The following is a 16,601-nucleotide window of genomic DNA, read 5'->3' on the forward strand; positions in this document are numbered from 1 at the left end:
GATCATCGGAGCCGGCAGATGGTTCGGTTGTGGTACCGGAGTGCGGACTCGGCGGGTTCGTGCTCGGCGGTTACGAAAAGCTCGTCGCCGTCGACCGCCGAATCGTACGGGTGGTCGACGGACAGATCGTCGACGTGCACCCGGACGACCCCGTTGTCGAAGTCCACGTGGTGGTTCGGACAGAGGACGAGCATGTTCTCCGTCACGTCGGACCCGCCGTGGGGTGCCTCCAACGGGCGGAGGTGGTGGACCTCCGAGTACCCGGTCCCGTCGCTACTCGCCAGTCGGGTCCCGCAGAGCTGACAGCGGTCGTCGTACAGCGATTTGAGACGTGCGACGCGGTCGGGGTCCCGTTCGACCCGATCGACGAGCGTTCTGAACCGCCGGGGTGTCGTCCCGAACGCACCCGGAGGGACGGTCACCTCGTCGAACTGGTCCAACTCATCTTCCGGTCGTGTCCCCGAGTGCGACGGGACCGTCCCCCGATCGACGAGGTCCAACTCGTCGCGCCACAGATCGGCGAAGTACTCCGGGTCGTACTCCCGATGACGGAACGGGCCGCCACTCAACTCGGCTACGCGGTCGAACTCGCGGAGGAGGTCGTAGAACCCTCGTTTGTCGCGGTGGACGTTCTCGTCGAACGCCGGGAGGATGCCCTCGACCAGACCTTCGGAGGCCTCCGCCAAGACGAGCAGTCGCGGGTACAGGACGTCCAGTATCCGGCGAACGTTGGACGCGCCCGTGAACGTGATCTGCAGGTCGTTCTTCCCGGACGAGTCGCCGTAGGTGAGGTCGTAATCCTCGCAGAACTGGCGGAACGCGTTCACGAACGTCGGACAGACGCCGGACCGGTGTAGCCGGGCGATGGGATACATGGCGTACCCGATTTCGTAGTCGGATGCTTCCGCGATGCTCGCCCGGTATCGGCAGACACCGTCGTACACCCCCGCGATCCACTCGACGGTGTATCCCGTCCGGAGTTCGGTGTGGGGCAGCGCCGGTGTTTCGACGTCGTCGGTCTCCACGTCGTGTCGGTCCGAGATATCGTCGGGCGACACGTGGTACCGACCTTTGGGTCGCCAGCCGTGGCGGAGTTCGTCCCGTGCCACCGTGAAGCGGTAGACGTCGACCGGGTCGAGGATGTCGAAATCGAACTGGTCGGCGAAGACTCCGTCGACGAACGCCAACTCCCTGATCAGGTGAGCCGACCGTCCGTCGAGAAACGACTGGAGGTCTTCGAGGTCGGTTCGACGTTGGAGACGAAAGAACTCGTCGCCGTACTCGCGTTCGATGAAGTCGTACCGATAGCCACGCTCCTCCAGAAATTCGCCGATCACGGCGGCCCGAAGTTGCGTCTGGTGTGGACTGAGCCGGAGCATCGGCCGGACCGTGTACCCGTCCTGTGGCGTCTCGCTGATGTCGAATCGGACCCGTCCGACGGTGTCGAACAACCCCGCGACGTACGAGGGGTCGAAGTCGATCGGGGCCTCCTCGGCGCTCATACCCCGTCAACTCGACAGGCGACATTAACGATTGGGTCGGAGCGGCGACGACCGGTGAGAGCGTCGGCACAACCCACTTGGTCGTTCGCATCCTTCCTCCGTCAATGGATCGGCCCGACGAGAACGGCGGCGTCGCCGGTGTCGATGGCGACCTGGTCGCCCAGGCCGCCGACGCCGACGTCCTCTCCCTCCTCGACCCCGCAGTTCGGGAGTGGTGGGTCGACCGCTTTGGCTCGTTCGTCCAGGAGAACGGCGGCTTCTTCACGCCGCCACAGCGCGAGGCGATCCCGCTGGTTCACGAGGGACGGAACGCGCTGATCTGCGCCCCGACTGGCAGTGGGAAGACGCTCGCCTCCTTCACCGCCATCATCAACGAACTGTTCCGGCGGGAGCGAAACGGGGGACTCGACAACGCGGTGTACTGCCTCTACGTGTCGCCGCTGAAGGCGCTCGCGAACGACGTGGACCGCAACCTCTCCGACCCGCTGGACGGCATCCGCGACCGGTTGACCGATCGCGGCGAGTCGACGGCGGTGCGCCACGCCACCCGCCACGGCGACACCGACGACGCGACCCGGCGGCGGATGGTAGACGAGACGCCACACGTCCTCAACACGACGCCCGAGACGCTCGCCATCCTGCTCAACTCGCCGAAGTTCCGCGAGAAGCTCCGGACTGTCGAGTACGTCGTCGTCGACGAGATTCACGCGCTGGCGTCGAACAAGCGCGGGACCCACCTCTCGGTGTCGCTCGAACGTCTGGAGGTACTCGCCGACGGGTCGCCCACCCGGATCGGCTGTTCGGCGACGGTCGAACCGCTCTCGACGATGGCCGAGTTCCTCGTCGGCCGCCAGGGCGGCGAGCCACGCGACTGCGAAATCGTCGACGCCCGCTTCGCCCGTGAGTTCGACCTGCAGGTCGAGTGTCCCGTCGACGACCTCGTGGGGACGCCCCGCGAAGTCGTCCGCGACCGCTTCTACGACCGACTCGACGACCTCGTCTCGACCCACACCAACACGCTGGTGTTCACGAACACGCGGTCGGGCGCCGAGCGGGTGTTGCAGGCGCTCAGGGAGCGATTCGACTACGACGACACGGACTCGGCGTGTCACCACGGCAGCCTCTCGGCCGACCGCCGGCAAGCGGTCGAGGAGGGGCTCAAACGCGGCGACCTCGACGTGGTCACCACGTCGACCAGCCTCGAACTCGGCGTCGACATGCCCCACGTCGACCTGGTGGTCCAGGTCGGCTCCCCGAAGTCGGTGGCGGCGCTCCTCCAGCGGGTCGGGCGGGCGGGCCACCAGGTCGGGCAGGTCGTCGAGGGACGAGTGGTCGCGCTGGACCGGGACGACCTCGTGGAGACGGCGGTGATGGCCCGGGCGGCCGAATCCGGGTTCGTCGACCGCGTGTTCGTCCCCGAGAACGCCTACGACGTGGCCGCCCAACACGTCTACGGCATGGCTATCGCCCGCGTCCGTCCCGAACGCGAGGTGCGGGCGATCCTCCGGCGGGCCTACCCGTACCGCGACTTCTCGGACGCGAACTTCGAGACGCTGTTTCGCTACCTCACCGCCGACTACGAGGGACTCGAGGAGCGAAACGTCTACCCGAAGATCTGGCGGGACCGGAACGATCCACCCGAGGGCGACCACCACCACCCCGGGTTCGAGGAGGGCGAGCGGCTGATCGGCAAGCGCGGCCGCCTCGCTCGGATGATCTATCTGACCAACGTCGGCACCATCCCCGACTCCTTCTCGTGTGACGTGTTCGTCCGCGGCGAGGACGCGTGGGTCGGCGAACTCGACGAGGACTACCTCGACACGCTGGAGACTGGCGACGTGTTCGTCATCGGCGGCGACCGTTTCGAGTTCCGCTACCGACGGGGGTCGAAGGTGTACGTCGACCGGACGAGTGCCCGCCCGACCGTGCCGTCGTGGTACTCCGAACGCCTCCCCCTCTCCTACGACCTCGCCCGCGAGATACTCGCCTTCCAGCGGGACTTGGTCGACCGGCTGACGGCCGGCGGCGCGCCCGCGGCCCGCGACTGGCTCCGCGGCTCGCCGCTCTCGGAGCGGGCGGTGCGGGCGCTGACCCGCCTCTACGACCAGCAGGTCGCCTTCGCCGGCCCCGAGAGCGTGTCGACGCCCGACCGGATCGCAATCGAGGAGGTCCGCGACCGCGAGGAGTACCGCCGGCGCTACTACGTCCACACCGTCTACGGCCGCCGGTTCAACGACGGCCTCTCGCGGCTCGTGGCCGCGAAGTGCGCGAACGAGGCGACGGCGAGTGTCACCGTCGCCGTCGCCGACAACGGGTTCGTCCTCTCGATGCCGCTCAACCGCCGGATCGACGTGCCCGGCCTGCTCCGGGGACTCGACCCCGACGACTCCCGGGCCGACCTCCGGGCGGCGCTCCGGGGGACCGACCTCCGGAAGCGCTACTTCCGCATCGACGCCACGCGCGCCCTGATGATCCTGAAGCGGTACAAGGGCACCGAGAAGTCGGCCGCCCGCCAGCAGATCGAGAGCGAGACGCTCCTCTCGTTGGCCGACGACCTCGACGAGTTCGCCGTGATCGAGGAGACGGACCGCGAACTCTTAGAGGACAAACTCCACGTCGGTGGAATAATCGAGGTGCTCGACGGCGTCCAGTCGGGGTCGATCGACGTGGTCGAATCGACCGTCGAGACGCCGACTCCGCGCGCGTTCGGGCTGGCGACGCTCGCCGCGACGGACACCGTCATTGCCGACGACGAGAGCGCCGCCCTCCGGGCGTTCCACGAGCGGGTGCTGGCGGAAATCGAAGGCGACGCCCCTGAGGACTCATCCCTCGACGAGTAGCGTGTTCAGCGCGTCCGGGACGACCAACACTCGGCTCCCGGGGTCGACGGCGTCTTCGACGCGGTCGGCGGCGCGCATGAGACACTCCTCGACGACCGCCGGGTGTTCGGAGTTCGTGACGTAGACGTCGGCGTCGCGGAGGGCGCGGGCGACGACGAACGCCCGCTGTGCGCCGGGGTCGTAGCCCGAGCGCATCGACTCGTACAGCGACTGGGCGTCCGACGCCGACCGCAGGCGGTCGTAGAAGCGGCGCTCGCCTGCTCCCTGACCGGCACCCTCCTGCAGGCGCGCCGGGAGGACGACCCGCCCGCCCGGACGGACGGGGTCGTGGTCGCCGAGACACAGGTAGGTCGCGGCCCGGGTCGTCTGGTAGAGGGTCGCGTCTTTCGGCGCGCCGACGCCGCCGACCACGGCGTCGTAGGTGTCTGCACCGTCCATCGACACCGACAACGCCGCCCGCGCCGTCGCCGCGAGGTCGGCGACCACCTCTCGGGGCCGCCCGGCGCTCGCGTCGAGGATCCCTCCGGGACCCTTCGTCACGTTCAGACAGAAGTCGAGGCCGACGGCGTCGCCCGCGCGGTCGACCGTCCCGCGGAAGGGGTTGTCGTCGATCCGGCCGAGTCGGACGCCCGGGTCGGCGAGAACGTCCGGGCCGTGTGTGTAGCCGATCAGCGAGTCGTCGCCCGCGCCGATTGCGACGGTCTTCGCGCCGCCGGAGAAGCCGGCGTACTGGTGGGGCTCGACTAGCCCCGTCGACAGCACGCGATCCGCGTCGGCGACGAGGGGGTGGACCCGGACCGCAACCGAGTCGTCGCCCACTCCTCGGACCCGCCCCACCTCGACGGTCGCCTCGGGGTCGTGGTTCGTCGCGAGGTCGGCGTACTCGCCCAGTCCCTCGTGGAGTTCCGCGTCGGTCATCGGACGGTGGAGACCGAGACCGACCAGGATCGACAGGCGGTCGCGACCGACCGGCAGACGCTCCACCATGGCGTCGATCAGCGTCCCGTCGGGTGTCGCCCGGGTCACGTCGGTGACGACGACCGTCACGTCGTCGTCGGGGGCGACGAGCTCCGAGAGCGCCGGACCGTGCGGGTCGTCGAGGGCCTCCCGGGCCGCCACCGCGGGATCGACGGCCGTTCCGCCGGGACGACCGACGGTCCGCACCTCGCAGTCCGGAAGCGAGACGTCGACCGTCCCCGTGCCGAGCGGGAGTCGCATACCCCCGCGTTCGGCGCGCACCCGCCTCAACCTTCCGCCTCGGTCGACGAGAAGCAAGACGGCTCCGGTGTCGGGGGGGCGGCTACGGACGGGGACGACCGACGGATCACGGACCGGTGAGGCGACTCCGGGGCCGCCGACTCACCGCCGCGCCCAGTCCAGCATCCGTGCGTAGAACGGCTCCGATTCCAGCGCGTCGGCGTCGCCGACGAGGACGAGTGCCTTCTTCGCCCGCGTGAGCGCGACGTTCACCCGCCGGGTGTCTTCGAAGATCGGCCCGTCCAACTCGTCCGTGGCCACGAAGGAGACGACCACCACTTCGGCGCTCGATCCCTGAAACCGGTCGACGGTGTCGACGGCGACGTCGACCCGACGGCCGATCTCGGCGACCTGCGCCCGGAACGGTGCGATCACGACCACGTCGTCGCGGTCGACGCCGGCGTCGAGGTACTCCTCCACCACGGCGGCGACGCGGTCGGCTTCGATGGGGTTGGCGTTGCCCTCGCGTCGACCGTCCGGATCGACGAATCTGACACCGTCTCGGAGGTGGTCGGGGAGCGCCGCGCCATCGACGTCGGGCAGGTCAGCCAACTGACCCCCAGCGACTTCGGGCGTCGCCGGCCGGAGCGCGCCGTCGTAGAACTCCGCCGAGGCGAACGCCTGGATGCGCTGGCTCATGCGGTACTGCTCGTCGAGCATGACCGACGCCTCGGGGTGGTCGTCGTGCAGGCGCTCGAACAGCGAGCGCGCGAGGCGTTCGTCGCCCGACTGGACGACTGGGGGGAGTTGCTGGTGGTCGCCGACGAGGACGAACTGGTCGGCGCGATTGATGGCTGCGAGCGTCCCCGGTTCGGTGAGTTGGGAGGCTTCGTCCACGACGGCGACGTCGAACGACTCCTCGCGGAGCGCGCGCGAGCCACAGGTGGCGGTGGTGGCGGCGACGACCGGTGACTCGCGGAGACGCGCCGCCCGTTCGTTCGGCTCGCCTCGGCGTTCCAGACGCAAATCGAGCATGTCCTCGCGGACGCCGGTCGTCGTCCCGACGCGGGCCACGTCCTCGAACCCCTGGTCACGGAGCGCTTCGAGGGCGTTGTCGACCGCGCGGTTCGTAAAGGCCGAGAGCAGGACTCGCTCGCCCCGTGCGACGAACTCCCGAACGAGACGGGCGATGGTGTAGGTCTTGCCCGTCCCCGGCGGGCCGTGGATCAGAGCGAAGTCGGCCGCGCCCAGCGCTCGCCGGACTGCAGCGTCCTGTGCGTCGTTGTTGTCGACGAACGTCCCGCTCGCGTCGTCGAACTCGGGGGCTCGCCGTCCGAAGAGGACGTCCTTCCGGTCGGGGTCACCCTTCAGGAGGGCGTCGTGGAGGGCGGTCAACTGCCGCGAGACGGAGAGCTCGGAGGGGTAGGCGTCGAGTCGGCGCAGGTCGAGCGGTTCGTCGGTTCGGACGACGGCCTCGTCGCCCAGCGACTCGATCCGGCCGAGTTCGGCGTCGCCGCCGATCGGGTCACCGTCGCTTGCGAGTGCCACGTCCCCCTCGCGGAGTTTCGACACCGCGCCGTCGAGGACGCGGGCGCGCAGTTCCCAGTCACCGTCCGGCAACGCCCGGCGGTCGATCGGTTCGAGGTCGATCAGCGCGCGGTCGTCGTCGGCCCGTTCCTCGGCGCTCTGTTCCCACAGCTTCCGGTACTCCGCGTGGACCGCGCGGCGTTCGTCCTCGATGGCGCGGTAGAACGCCTCGAAGTAGTCCCGCTCCTCTTCGGGGATGGCCGTCCCGACCTGTCCGGCCTTCGACTCCTGGTCGAGACGGCCGGAGACGACCATGCAGGTGTCCTGTTCGAAACACCAGTCACAGCGGGCGTCGGCCTCGTAGCCCGTCGGGACGCGGCGCTCGGCCTCGGCCGCCGCGATTTCGTTTCGCGTCCGGACGACGAACTCCAACAGGCCGCGACCGACCGAGAACTCCTTGGCCGGCGAGAGGTCGCCGCTCGCCTCGCTCCGGTCGAGTGCGGCGTTCTTGGTGTAGAGCAACGTTCCGGTGTCCGGCGGATCACCCGACTCACCCAGCAGGAGGGCGTACGTCGCCGCCTGAATCTTGTCGTGAAACCGGGGATCCCGCTTGGTGTTTTTCCCCGTCTTGAGTTCGACGGGCATGCCCCGCCGGAGGGCGTCCGCGCGGCCCTTGATGCCGAACGTGGGACTGATGAGCGTGTACTCCGAGCGCCACTCGTCCTTGTCGGTGAGCGTGCCCTGTGCCAGCCACCCCTCGATGGCGGCGGCGTTGCGCCGCACCTCGTCGCGCACTTCGTCGGCCTCGCGTCCCAGCAGGCCGAGTTCTAGACCCGCGGCCTCGACGTGGTCCGCCACGGCCGAATCGAGGTCACGACCCCGCAGGAGGTCCCCGAACACCTCGTGGACGATGGTCCCCTTGACCACCGGGTAGGCCAGCGGCACACCGGAGAGCTTGTTCAGGTAGTACATCCGGGGACACTGCACCCACGACCGCACGTCGGTCACGTCGACGAGGAAGTCGGGTTCGAGGACGACGTGGGAGTCGCCCGTGGTGGTGTACCCATCCTCGCGGGCCTCGGCGTCGGTCACGAGGAGTGTCATTCCCTCGGCGGCGTGGTCGGCGGTGTGGGTCCACTTCCCCCACAGCGTCACCGTGACGGCGGCGCCCTCGGCCACCGCCTCGTCGCCCGCTTCCGGGCGGACAGTCGCCTCGACGAGGTCACGCTCGCCGTACTCCGTCGAGACGGTTCGTACGTCGCCCACGTCGAGGATCGTCCCGCGAACGTTCACGCCCGGGGGTCGGGCGGCGGCGGCGAAAAACCCTGCGTCGTCCGGTTCGTCGTCGCGTGAACTCAGGACTCCCGCCCCGGCTCGGTCGCGGGCACGACTTCGCTCGATCGGCAGAGCGGACAGGAGTGGGCCGGATCCTCGACGGCCGTGCCACACACCGCACACTCGAAGGTCGAGGCGTCGTCTGCCGTCGTCCTACCGGCCGCCCCCTCCACGGGGGCGTTCAGATCGTCCGGCCCCGGCCCCGGTTCCGAGTCCGCCCTCCTTCCGGGGCCCGCCTCGCCCGCCGGTTCCGTTCCCGACTCCGCGTCGGGGATGGTCACCGGATCGGAGTCGGTTTCCGGCGTCGCCTCGGTGTCGGTCGGGTCCCCACGACGGTCGTCGGTCTCGGCCTCGGGAGTCACCACGGACTCGGACGCCGTCGGCGGCACGTCGGGCGTCTCTAGGGGCCGGTCGTCGCGGTGGGTAACCGTCGATCCACTGCCCTCGATCCGTGGCTGGTCGGTCGTCTCGTCGTCGTCGCTACCGCCGAACAACGAGCCAAGCCAGTCCCGGAATCGGGAGACGATTCCGGTCATCGGTAGTGTTTGAACAGCAACGCTTTCACGTCGTCCTTGGTTCGGACGTGCTCTGTCGTGTCGTCGGGCAGTTCGACCGCGTACCGCTCGTCGCCCGACGACTCGCCCCACTTGTCGTCGTGAGTGTCGAGTAGACTCATCATCTCGTTCAGCATGGCGTCGTCGCCGCCCTCGTCGTCCACGGTCCGGTTAGCGTCGTCGTCCTCGTCGACGGCGTTCGCCGTCGCGCCGTTCGACTCGCCGGTGGGCGAGGAGTCATCCGGTGTCTCGGCGTCGGCCGTCGCCGCCGCGTCGGCGTCCTCGTCCTCCTCGTACCGATCGAGGAGGTACTCGACCGCGTCGCACGGGCGGACGTGCCCGTACTTGCCGACCACGTCCTGCGCGATATCCTCTTGGAGGGCGCGCAGGCGATCTTCCTGTTCGGGCGTGATCTCGATCTCGGGCATTGTGCCGAGCATACGTCCCCCGAACCATGAATGTGCGCGTCCCGGCGACCGACAGACTCGGTTGGACCGCCGTCCAACGCCGACCCAGGCGGATCGGTGCGTGGCAGGACGTCCTCGACGACGTGACCGACGGTGCACCGATCCCGACGAGTGGCGAGCCATCGCCAGCGGTCGAACGGTGTCGGCGAGGACCTCTTCACCGACGTGATGGACGCCGTCGACAGCCCAGCCTACGCCCGATGGCGTTCGAACTCTCCGATCGACCGGACGACCTCTCGGAGACGTTCGCGGAAGCCGACGAGTTGCTGTCGGCCGAACTCGACGAACTCGTAGAACGGGACGGTGTCGACCACGGGTTCCAGTGACGCCTCAGTTCGCCTCGGCCGTCTTCGCTTCGAGCAACTCCTTGTATCGGTTGCGGATGGTCACTTCCGAGATGTCCGCTACCTCGCTGACCTCGCTCTGGGTCACCGTCTCGTTGGTGAGGAGGGCGGCGGCGTAGACGGCTGCGGCGGCGAGACCGACCGGACTCTTGCCGCTGTGGACTCCCTGTTCACGCGACGCCCGGAGGAGGTCGCGAGCCTGCCGACTCGACTCCTCGGAGAGGTCGAGTTGGGAGGCGAAACGCGGGACGTACTGTTCCGGATCCGCGGGCTTGACTTCGAGTTTGAGTTCGCGGACGACGTAGCGGTACGTCCGGGTCAACTCCATCTTTTCGACGCGAGAGACGGTGGCAATCTCGTCGAGCGACCGGGGGGTCCCGGCCTGTCGAGCGGCCGCGTACAGCGCGGCGGTCGCGACGCCTTCGATCGACCGACCGGGGAGCAGATCCTCGGAGAGCGCACGACGGTAGATGACGCTGGCTGTCTCGCGAACGTTCTCGGGGAGGCCCAGCGCCGACGCCATGCGGTCGATCTCGCCGAGCGCCTGCTTGAGGTTGCGCTCCTTCGAGTCCCGGGTGCGGAACCGCTCGTTCCAGGTGCGCAGGCGCTGCATCTTCTCGCGCTGGCTCGAACTCAGCGACTTCCCGTAGGCGTCCTTGTTCTGCCAGCCGATGTTGGTCGACAGCCCCTTGTCGTGCATCATCTGGGTCGTCGGCGCGCCGACCCGCGACTTCGAGTCGCGCTCGCTCGAGTTGAACGCTCGCCACTCGGGACCGTGGTCGATCTCGTCCGTCTCGACGACGAGCCCACAGTCGGCACACACCGTCTCGCCGTGTTCCTCGTCGGTGACGAGGCTCCCGCTACACTCCGGACAAGTGACACTCGACTGGGGTTCTTGCTCTTCCGTCCGATCCCGTTCTCGCTCGCTCGTCTCCGTCGTGGTGTAGGTCGTAGTGTCGCTCATGTGTATGGATGGCCACCCTCACCGGGGAAGAAGCAGAGAGACGTGTGGTGAGAAATGCCCTTACCAAAGGTACGTGTCGAAGGATTAAAAAGATGCCGAGAGAACGTGTCCCAAGACGGTCGTTCACGGTCGAACACACGGGAATCGCTCGGTGCGGCCGCGACGGTCGGCTCCGTAGAAGTATAAATAGATTCCGTCGGCGAGCCGACGGCGACAGCGACGCCCTCGACCGGGCTCAGTCGAGGTCGAAGCGGTCGAGTCGCATCACTTTGCTCCAGGCCTCGACGAAGTCGTGGACGAACTTCTCCTCACCGTCGTCGGAGCCGTAGACCTCCGCGATGGCGCGAAGCCGGGAGTTCGACCCGAAGATGAGGTCGAAGCGGGTCGCCTCCCACTCGACCTCGCCCGTGTCACGGTCGCGGAGCTCGAAGAGCCGCTCGTCGTCGTCGACGGCCTCCCACTCGTGGTCCATGCCGAGCAGGTTCTGGAAGAAGTCGTTGGTCAGCGTCCCCGGGCGGCCGGTGAGGATGCCGCGGTCGGAGTCGCCGTACGTCGCGCCGAGCGCGCGCATGCCGCCCACCAGCGCGGTCATCTCGTCGGCGCTCAGGTTCAGTAGTTCCGCCCTGTCCACCAGTAACTCCTCCGGCTCCTCCTCGTAGCCCTCGCCGAGGTAGTTGCGGAAGCCGTCGGCGTCCGGTTCGAGCACCTCGAAGGACTCGGCGTCGGTCTGTTCGGGGGCAGCGTCGACTCGCCCCGGCTCGAAGGGCACCTCGACGGTGTAGCCGGCGTCCGCCGCCGCCTGCTCGACAGCCGCGTTGCCGCCCAGCACGATGAGGTCGGCGAGCGAGACACGCGTGTCGCCGGACTGCGAGGCGTTGAACTCCTCCTGAATGTGTTCCAGGGTCTGCAGGACGGTCGTCAGCTCTTCGGGTTCGTTGACTTCCCAGCTCCGCTGGGGTTCGAGCCGGATGCGGGCGCCGTTCGCGCCGCCGCGCTTGTCGCTGTCGCGGTACGTCGACGCCGACGCCCACGCGGTCTTGACCAGTTGTGGGACGGTCAGATCGGAGTCGATGATCTCCGCTTTGAGCTCGGCTGCCCCCTCGTCGTCGACGGGGTCGTAGTCGGCGTCGGGAAGCGGGTCCTGCCAGATCATCGTCTCCTCTGGCACCTCGGGACCGAGGAATCGTTCGGGCGGTCCCATGTCGCGGTGGATGAGCTTGTACCACGCCTTCGCGAAGGCCTTCTGGAACTCCTCGGGGTCCTCCTGGAACTCCTCGAGGACCGCCCGGAAGTCGGGGTCTTTCTTCAGCGCGACGTCGGTCGTGAGCATCATCGGGTCGACTACTTCGTCGGGGAGGTGGGCGTCCGGGACGGCGTCCGGCAGGTCTGCCGCCGGTCCCTCGCCGGCCGGCCGCCACTGCCACGCGCCGCCGGGGCCCTTGTGGGCCTCCCACTCGTAGTCGAGCAGGTTGTCGACGTAGCCCATGTCCCACTGGGTCGGCGCGCTCGTCCACGGGCCCTCGATGCCACTGGTGATGGTGTCGGGGCCCTTGCCCTCACCGTACTCGTTCTCCCAGCCGAGACCCTGCTGTTCGATGGGGGCGGCCTCCGGTTCGGCACCGAGGTTGTCGCCCGAGTCGGCGCCGTGGACTTTCCCGAAGGTGTGACCGCCGGCGATGAGTGCGACGGTCTCCTTGTCGTTCATCGCCATGTTGCTGAACGTGTCGCGGATGTTCTCCGCGGAGCCTTCGAGGTCCGGCTCGCCGTTTGGCCCTTCCGGATTCACGTAGATGAGGCCCATCACGGTGTTGCCGAGCGCGTCGTCGAGGCGGCCGTCATCCTCGTCGAAGCGTTCCTCCGAGGTGGCCTCCCACTCGTCTTCGGGCCCCCAGTCGACGGCGTCGTCACCCTTGAAGTCGTCCTCGCGGCCGCCGGCGAAGCCGAACGTCTCGAAGTCCATCGACTCCAAGGCGACGTTCCCGGCCAGAACGATCAGGTCGGCCCACGAGAGCCGCTCGCCGTACTTCTGCTTGACCGGCCAGAGCAGGCGACGTGCCTTGTCGAGGTTGACGTTGTCCGGCCAGCTGTTGACCGGCGGGAGACGCTGGTGCCCGCCGGACGCGCCGCCGCGCCCGTCGTGGGTGCGGTACGTCCCGGCGCTGTGCCACGCCATCCGGATGAACAGCGGCCCGTAGTGACCGTAGTCGGCAGGCCACCAGTCCTGCGACGACGTCATCAACTCTTCGAGGTCCGCCTTCACCTCGTCGAGGTCGAGTTTCTGGAACTCCTCGGCGTAGTCGAAGTCCTCGTCGTACGGTCCGATGTTCTGGGCGTTCTGATCGAGAATCTCCAAGTTCAGGCTGTCCGGCCACCAGTTTTGGTTGGACCTAGTCATCACCAGTAAATTGTTTCTTCGGCGTATTAATGCTGTCCAATCCAGTGAGGAAATCTTCGCTCCGGACCAAGCAATCTATCGTATCGATAAAACACTTGGCAGTGGTCCACCGGAGTACCCCGATCGGTACGCCCCGTTTTCCGCGGCGTTCGTCCCGGATGCACGGGACTGTCGGCGAGGCGACCGTCTGCCGGAGTGTCAAATAGTATATATACGCGGGATGTCGGATCCTCCCTGCCGGGGCGTCCGATCGGGGTCGTCAGCCGAGCGGTTTGATCTCGACGCGGTGGCCGCCCGCCCCGGACCGGAGGTCGACGGCGTCGGCGACGGATTCCCCGACGGCCCGTCGCCACGCCCGAACTGCGGCCGTGTGGCGCTCGTGGTGGCGTTCGGGCGCGTAGGTACCGTCGGCGTCGCGGGTCTCGTCCGGATGGGGGTACGACGGCGGGTCGTCGACGAGACGCTCCGGGTCGAGGTGGACGGCGTCGTCGGCGCCCCCCTCCGGACGGTGGAGACGCGCCCGCATCCGCGCCGAAAACGGCGGCGTGATCCGGAGGACGACCCGGCGATCGGTCCGCCGGTTCGTCTCGAGGGCGGTGACCACGTCGTCGACGGTCACCGCGACGGAGACGATAGTCGTCGGATCGGCCTGGTCCGCCATCGTTCGAACACGGGACCCGGCTGACGAAAACGTGTCGACTACTGGACCCGCCGGCGCAGACTGCCGCCACAGTCCGGACACGACGCCCGATAGGAGATGGGGCTCACGCGTTGTTCACATTGCTCACACGTCAGCGTCGATTGTTCCGTCATCGACCGATCCTACGAACAGTCCCTTGTTAAATGTTATCACGCCAGCTGCCTCTGGGGCGTCGGGGGTACCGGGGCATGTGCCGCATCGGAAGCGCATTTACCACCGGGGCGTCTACGGTCCGGACATGACCGACGAATCCGCCGGTTTCGGCTGGTTCCGGGACGTCGACCCCGGCGATCCGGATGCGGCCTGTGCCGACATCGACGCCGGGAGCGCGGACGAACCGGCCGACTGGCCCGCCCGTGCCGTCGAGTCGGGGTTCGCCACGGACGAAGCCGAGTACTACGACCTGCTCCACGAAGCGACCGTTCGCGCGACCCGCGAGGCGGTCCGTGACCGCGAACGAGCCGACGACCAGCAGTTGAAGTACGGTGTCCGCGCTATGGACGACGCCGAGCGGACGGCGAACGAACTCGCGGAGCGCGTCGCGGAGTGGGCGGGCGCGCTGTTCGACGACGCGCCGACCGGCGTCGACGGCGCGCGGGCGGTGGCGGGCCGCGAGCCGGAGACGCCGGCCGAGCGCCGGGTCGTCTCGCTGGCCGAACGGGTCGCGGACCTCGACGACGAGGCCGCCGACCTCCGGTCGTACATCGAACGAGCCGCGCCGTCGGTCGCGCCAAACCTGAGCCGGATGGCGGGGCCGGTGCTCGCCGCCCGTCTCGTCGCCCTCGCCGGCGGTCTCGGCGACTTGGCGAAAAAGCCCTCGGGGACGGTGCAGGTCTTGGGGGCCGAGGACGCCCTCTTCGCGCACCTCTCCGGGCGCGCCCCCTCGCCGAAACACGGTGTCATCTACACTCACGACTACGTCCGCAACACCCGGCCCGAGGACCGTGGATCGGCCGCCCGCGCACTGGCGGGCAAACTCACCATCGCCGCCCGAATCGACCACTACGCCGGTGACCTCAGACCCGACCTCCACGAGGAACTCGACGATCGAATCGCGACCATCAGAGCGAGGGCCGCCGAGTGAGCCTCCCCGACGGCGTCGAACGACGGGAGTTCGACGGTCGTGAGCGCCTCGTGACCCGCGGCGACCCGGTGTACGGCGAACCGACCGACGGCCCGTGGCGCGTGTGGGACGCCGGCCGCTCGAAGGTCGGTGCGATGCTGGAACTCGGGGTGGACACCGGCCTCGAGGGCGGCGATTCGGTGCTCTACCTCGGAGCCGCGAGCGGAACCACCGTCAGCCACGTCGCCGACGTCTGTGGCCCGACGTACGCCGTCGAGTTCGCGCCTCGCCCCGCCCGCGACCTGGTCGACGTGGCGGCCGACCGTACGAACCTCTTCCCCCTCCTGAAGGACGCCCGCCGCCCCGAGACGTACGCCCACGTCGTCGAGTTGGGACTGGACACACTCGTTCAGGACGTGGCCACGCGTGGACAGGCCCGCGTCGCGGTTCGAAACCGGCAGTTCCTCCGACCGGACGGGCGACTCCTCGCGGCGATCAAGGCACGGAGCGAGGACGTGACTGCCACACCCGCGCAGGTGTTCGAGGACGTCCTCGACCACCTGCGCGACGCGTACGAGATACTGGAGACGACGCGACTGGACCGCTACCACGACGACCACCTCGCCGTCGTCGCACGCCCCCGTCCCGATACAACCGATTGATACAACCCGGCGAAGACACTTTGGTCGACGCCCTCCATCCGTCACGCATGGCGTTCACCGACGACCTTCGACCGGTCGCCGACGACCTGTGGGCCGATATCGTCGACCACCCGATGGTGGACCGTCTCGGCGACGGGAGCCTCGACACGGAGCCCTTCGAGTACTGGGTCCGCCAGGACTACGTCTACCTCGTCGACTACGCGCGGGTGTTCGCCTACGGTGGGGCGACGGCGCCGACGCTCGACCACATGGGAACGTTCGCCGAACTCCTCCACGAAACCATCGACACGGAGATGGACCTCCACCGGGCGTACGCCGCCGAGTTCGGCATCGACGAGGCCGAGTTGGAGGCGACCGAACCGTCGCCGACCACGCGGGCCTACACCGACTTCTTGGTCCGGACGGCCGCCACCGGTACGTTCGGCGATCTGGTGGCCGCGCTCCTCCCGTGCATGTGGGGATTCAACGAGACGGCAACGCGCCTCCGAGCCGACGGCCTCCCCGACGACGACCGGTACGCGGAGTGGATCCGGACGTACTCGGGCGAGGAATTTTCCGAACTGACGGCGTGGTGTAAGGACCTAATGGACGAGGTGGCGGCCGACGCGACGGGGACGGACCGAGAGCGCTACCGCGACCGGTTCGTCACCTCGGCCCGCTACGAGTATCGGTTCTGGGACGCCGCCTGGCGTCGCGAGGAGTGGACGGTCGGTCCATGAGCGTCGACGACGCGGTGCGACGACTCCACGACCACCTCGAGGCGACCGAGGAACTGCCGGTGACGCCGGCCGCGGGCCGATGGTTGGGGGAGGCGGCGGCCGTCGCGGGCGACCTCGTCGACGCCGACCTCCCCGAGACCGTCGTCGCGGACCGGGTCGAGCGAGTGGTAGCACTACTGGACGAGGTGGAGCAGACGGGTAACGAAGCCGTCGACGACCACGTCGCCGCCGCGGAACGCGCGGCCGAGGACGTCCTCGCGTCGGCCGACGGGGAGTGAGGGACGAGGTGGAGAGGGAGGGCGCCCCCGTTCCCCCACGTGTGGCGGTCGCTC

At 68.6% G+C, this 16,601-nt stretch carries 14 protein-coding genes; 6 read left to right on the plus strand and 8 right to left on the minus strand.

Translation table 11 applies throughout. The features are described from left to right. Positions 1 to 2: 2 nt before the first annotated feature. Positions 3 to 1,502 carry an HNH endonuclease gene (locus NBT81_RS11495; protein WP_338738646.1) on the minus strand — a complete coding sequence of 500 codons (1,500 nt, stop codon included), beginning with the start codon at positions 1,500 to 1,502 and terminating at the stop codon, positions 3 to 5. Positions 1,503 to 1,606: 104 nt separating this feature from the next. Between NBT81_RS11495 and NBT81_RS11500 the strand changes: the two genes are divergently transcribed. After that, positions 1,607 to 4,342: an ATP-dependent helicase gene (locus NBT81_RS11500; RefSeq protein WP_338738648.1), complete on the plus strand. Its 2,736-nt coding sequence runs from the start codon at positions 1,607 to 1,609 to the stop codon at positions 4,340 to 4,342. On the opposite strand, the gene NBT81_RS11505 is transcribed toward NBT81_RS11500, so the two are convergent. The 4 genes from NBT81_RS11505 to NBT81_RS11520 all read right to left on the minus strand — a co-directional run bounded on the left by NBT81_RS11505 (position 4,325) and on the right by NBT81_RS11520 (position 9,383). After that, complete coding sequence (locus NBT81_RS11505; RefSeq protein WP_338738650.1) at positions 4,325 to 5,560, minus strand: lactate racemase domain-containing protein; 1,236 nt, start codon at positions 5,558 to 5,560, stop codon at positions 4,325 to 4,327. The two genes, NBT81_RS11500 and NBT81_RS11505, sit on opposite strands and share 18 nt — an antisense overlap. Positions 5,561 to 5,701: 141 nt before the next feature. After that, a complete protein-coding gene (locus tag NBT81_RS11510; RefSeq protein WP_338738652.1) occupies positions 5,702 to 8,359 on the minus strand; it encodes an AAA domain-containing protein in 2,658 nt (885 codons plus the stop codon). 62 nt (positions 8,360 to 8,421) lie between these two features. Continuing rightward, complete coding sequence (locus tag NBT81_RS11515) at positions 8,422 to 8,937, minus strand: hypothetical protein (RefSeq protein WP_338738654.1); 516 nt, start codon at positions 8,935 to 8,937, stop codon at positions 8,422 to 8,424. Further along, entirely contained in the window at positions 8,934 to 9,383 is a 450-nt protein-coding gene (locus NBT81_RS11520; RefSeq protein WP_425498788.1) for a hypothetical protein, read from the minus strand. Before NBT81_RS11520 ends, NBT81_RS11515 begins: the two co-directional genes overlap by 4 nt. Before the next feature lie 239 nt (positions 9,384 to 9,622). Here NBT81_RS11520 and NBT81_RS11525 point away from each other — a divergent pair, with 239 nt between their 5' ends. Continuing rightward, a complete protein-coding gene (locus NBT81_RS11525) occupies positions 9,623 to 9,748 on the plus strand; it encodes a hypothetical protein (protein WP_338742599.1) in 126 nt (41 codons plus the stop codon). 4 nt (positions 9,749 to 9,752) lie between these two features. On the opposite strand, the gene NBT81_RS11530 is transcribed toward NBT81_RS11525, so the two are convergent. From NBT81_RS11530 to NBT81_RS11540, 3 genes are all read right to left on the minus strand, one after another. Then, the gene (locus tag NBT81_RS11530) at positions 9,753 to 10,730 is read right to left on the minus strand and encodes a transcription initiation factor IIB (protein ID WP_338738658.1); all 978 of its coding nucleotides are present in this window, start codon (positions 10,728 to 10,730) and stop codon (positions 9,753 to 9,755) included. Between the two features lie 235 nt (positions 10,731 to 10,965). Continuing rightward, the gene (gene katG / locus NBT81_RS11535; protein ID WP_338738660.1) at positions 10,966 to 13,125 is read right to left on the minus strand and encodes a catalase/peroxidase HPI; all 2,160 of its coding nucleotides are present in this window, start codon (positions 13,123 to 13,125) and stop codon (positions 10,966 to 10,968) included. A 259-nt stretch (positions 13,126 to 13,384) separates the two neighbouring features. Next, positions 13,385 to 13,786 carry a hypothetical protein gene (locus NBT81_RS11540; RefSeq protein ID WP_338738661.1) on the minus strand — a complete coding sequence of 134 codons (402 nt, stop codon included), beginning with the start codon at positions 13,784 to 13,786 and terminating at the stop codon, positions 13,385 to 13,387. Positions 13,787 to 14,063: 277 nt separating this feature from the next. On the opposite strand from NBT81_RS11540, the gene NBT81_RS11545 reads away from it, so the two are divergent. The 4 genes from NBT81_RS11545 to NBT81_RS11560 are packed head-to-tail and all read left to right on the plus strand — an operon-like array spanning position 14,064 to position 16,547. Next, positions 14,064 to 14,909, plus strand: a complete 846-nt coding sequence (locus NBT81_RS11545) for an NOP5/NOP56 family protein (protein ID WP_338738663.1) — start codon at positions 14,064 to 14,066, stop codon at positions 14,907 to 14,909. Further along, the gene (locus tag NBT81_RS11550) at positions 14,906 to 15,550 is read left to right on the plus strand and encodes a fibrillarin-like rRNA/tRNA 2'-O-methyltransferase (protein WP_338738665.1); all 645 of its coding nucleotides are present in this window, start codon (positions 14,906 to 14,908) and stop codon (positions 15,548 to 15,550) included. The genes NBT81_RS11545 and NBT81_RS11550 overlap by 4 nt, the downstream gene beginning before the upstream one ends. Before the next feature lie 47 nt (positions 15,551 to 15,597). After that, positions 15,598 to 16,269, plus strand: coding sequence for a thiaminase II (gene tenA, locus NBT81_RS11555; protein WP_338738667.1), 672 nt, complete (start codon positions 15,598 to 15,600; stop codon positions 16,267 to 16,269). Further along, complete coding sequence (locus NBT81_RS11560; protein WP_338738669.1) at positions 16,266 to 16,547, plus strand: hypothetical protein; 282 nt, start codon at positions 16,266 to 16,268, stop codon at positions 16,545 to 16,547. Before tenA ends, NBT81_RS11560 begins: the two co-directional genes overlap by 4 nt. Positions 16,548 to 16,601: the final 54 nt, after the last annotated feature.

It is taken from the genome of Haloplanus sp. CK5-1 (genome assembly GCF_037201915.1).
Classification (GTDB): domain Archaea; phylum Halobacteriota; class Halobacteria; order Halobacteriales; family Haloferacaceae; genus Haloplanus; species Haloplanus salilacus.

What these genes read in the sequence shown, in the direction of transcription:
- NBT81_RS11500 (WP_338738648.1), top strand. Translation starts at nt 1,607, where the DNA reads ATGGATCGGCCCGACGAGAACGGCGGCGTCGCCGGTGTCGATGGCGAC.
- tenA (WP_338738667.1), top strand. Translation starts at nt 15,598, where the DNA reads ATGGCGTTCACCGACGACCTTCGACCGGTCGCCGACGACCTGTGGGCC.
- NBT81_RS11520 (WP_425498788.1), bottom strand. Translation starts at nt 9,383, where the DNA reads ATGCCCGAGATCGAGATCACGCCCGAACAGGAAGATCGCCTGCGCGCC.
- NBT81_RS11505 (WP_338738650.1), bottom strand. Translation starts at nt 5,560, where the DNA reads ATGCGACTCCCGCTCGGCACGGGGACGGTCGACGTCTCGCTTCCGGAC.
- NBT81_RS11545 (WP_338738663.1), top strand. Translation starts at nt 14,064, where the DNA reads ATGACCGACGAATCCGCCGGTTTCGGCTGGTTCCGGGACGTCGACCCC.
- NBT81_RS11540 (WP_338738661.1), bottom strand. Translation starts at nt 13,786, where the DNA reads ATGGCGGACCAGGCCGATCCGACGACTATCGTCTCCGTCGCGGTGACC.
- katG (WP_338738660.1), bottom strand. Translation starts at nt 13,125, where the DNA reads ATGACTAGGTCCAACCAAAACTGGTGGCCGGACAGCCTGAACTTGGAG.
- NBT81_RS11530 (WP_338738658.1), bottom strand. Translation starts at nt 10,730, where the DNA reads ATGAGCGACACTACGACCTACACCACGACGGAGACGAGCGAGCGAGAA.
- NBT81_RS11560 (WP_338738669.1), top strand. Translation starts at nt 16,266, where the DNA reads ATGAGCGTCGACGACGCGGTGCGACGACTCCACGACCACCTCGAGGCG.
- NBT81_RS11495 (WP_338738646.1), bottom strand. Translation starts at nt 1,502, where the DNA reads ATGAGCGCCGAGGAGGCCCCGATCGACTTCGACCCCTCGTACGTCGCG.
- NBT81_RS11515 (WP_338738654.1), bottom strand. Translation starts at nt 8,937, where the DNA reads ATGACCGGAATCGTCTCCCGATTCCGGGACTGGCTTGGCTCGTTGTTC.
- NBT81_RS11525 (WP_338742599.1), top strand. Translation starts at nt 9,623, where the DNA reads ATGGCGTTCGAACTCTCCGATCGACCGGACGACCTCTCGGAGACGTTC.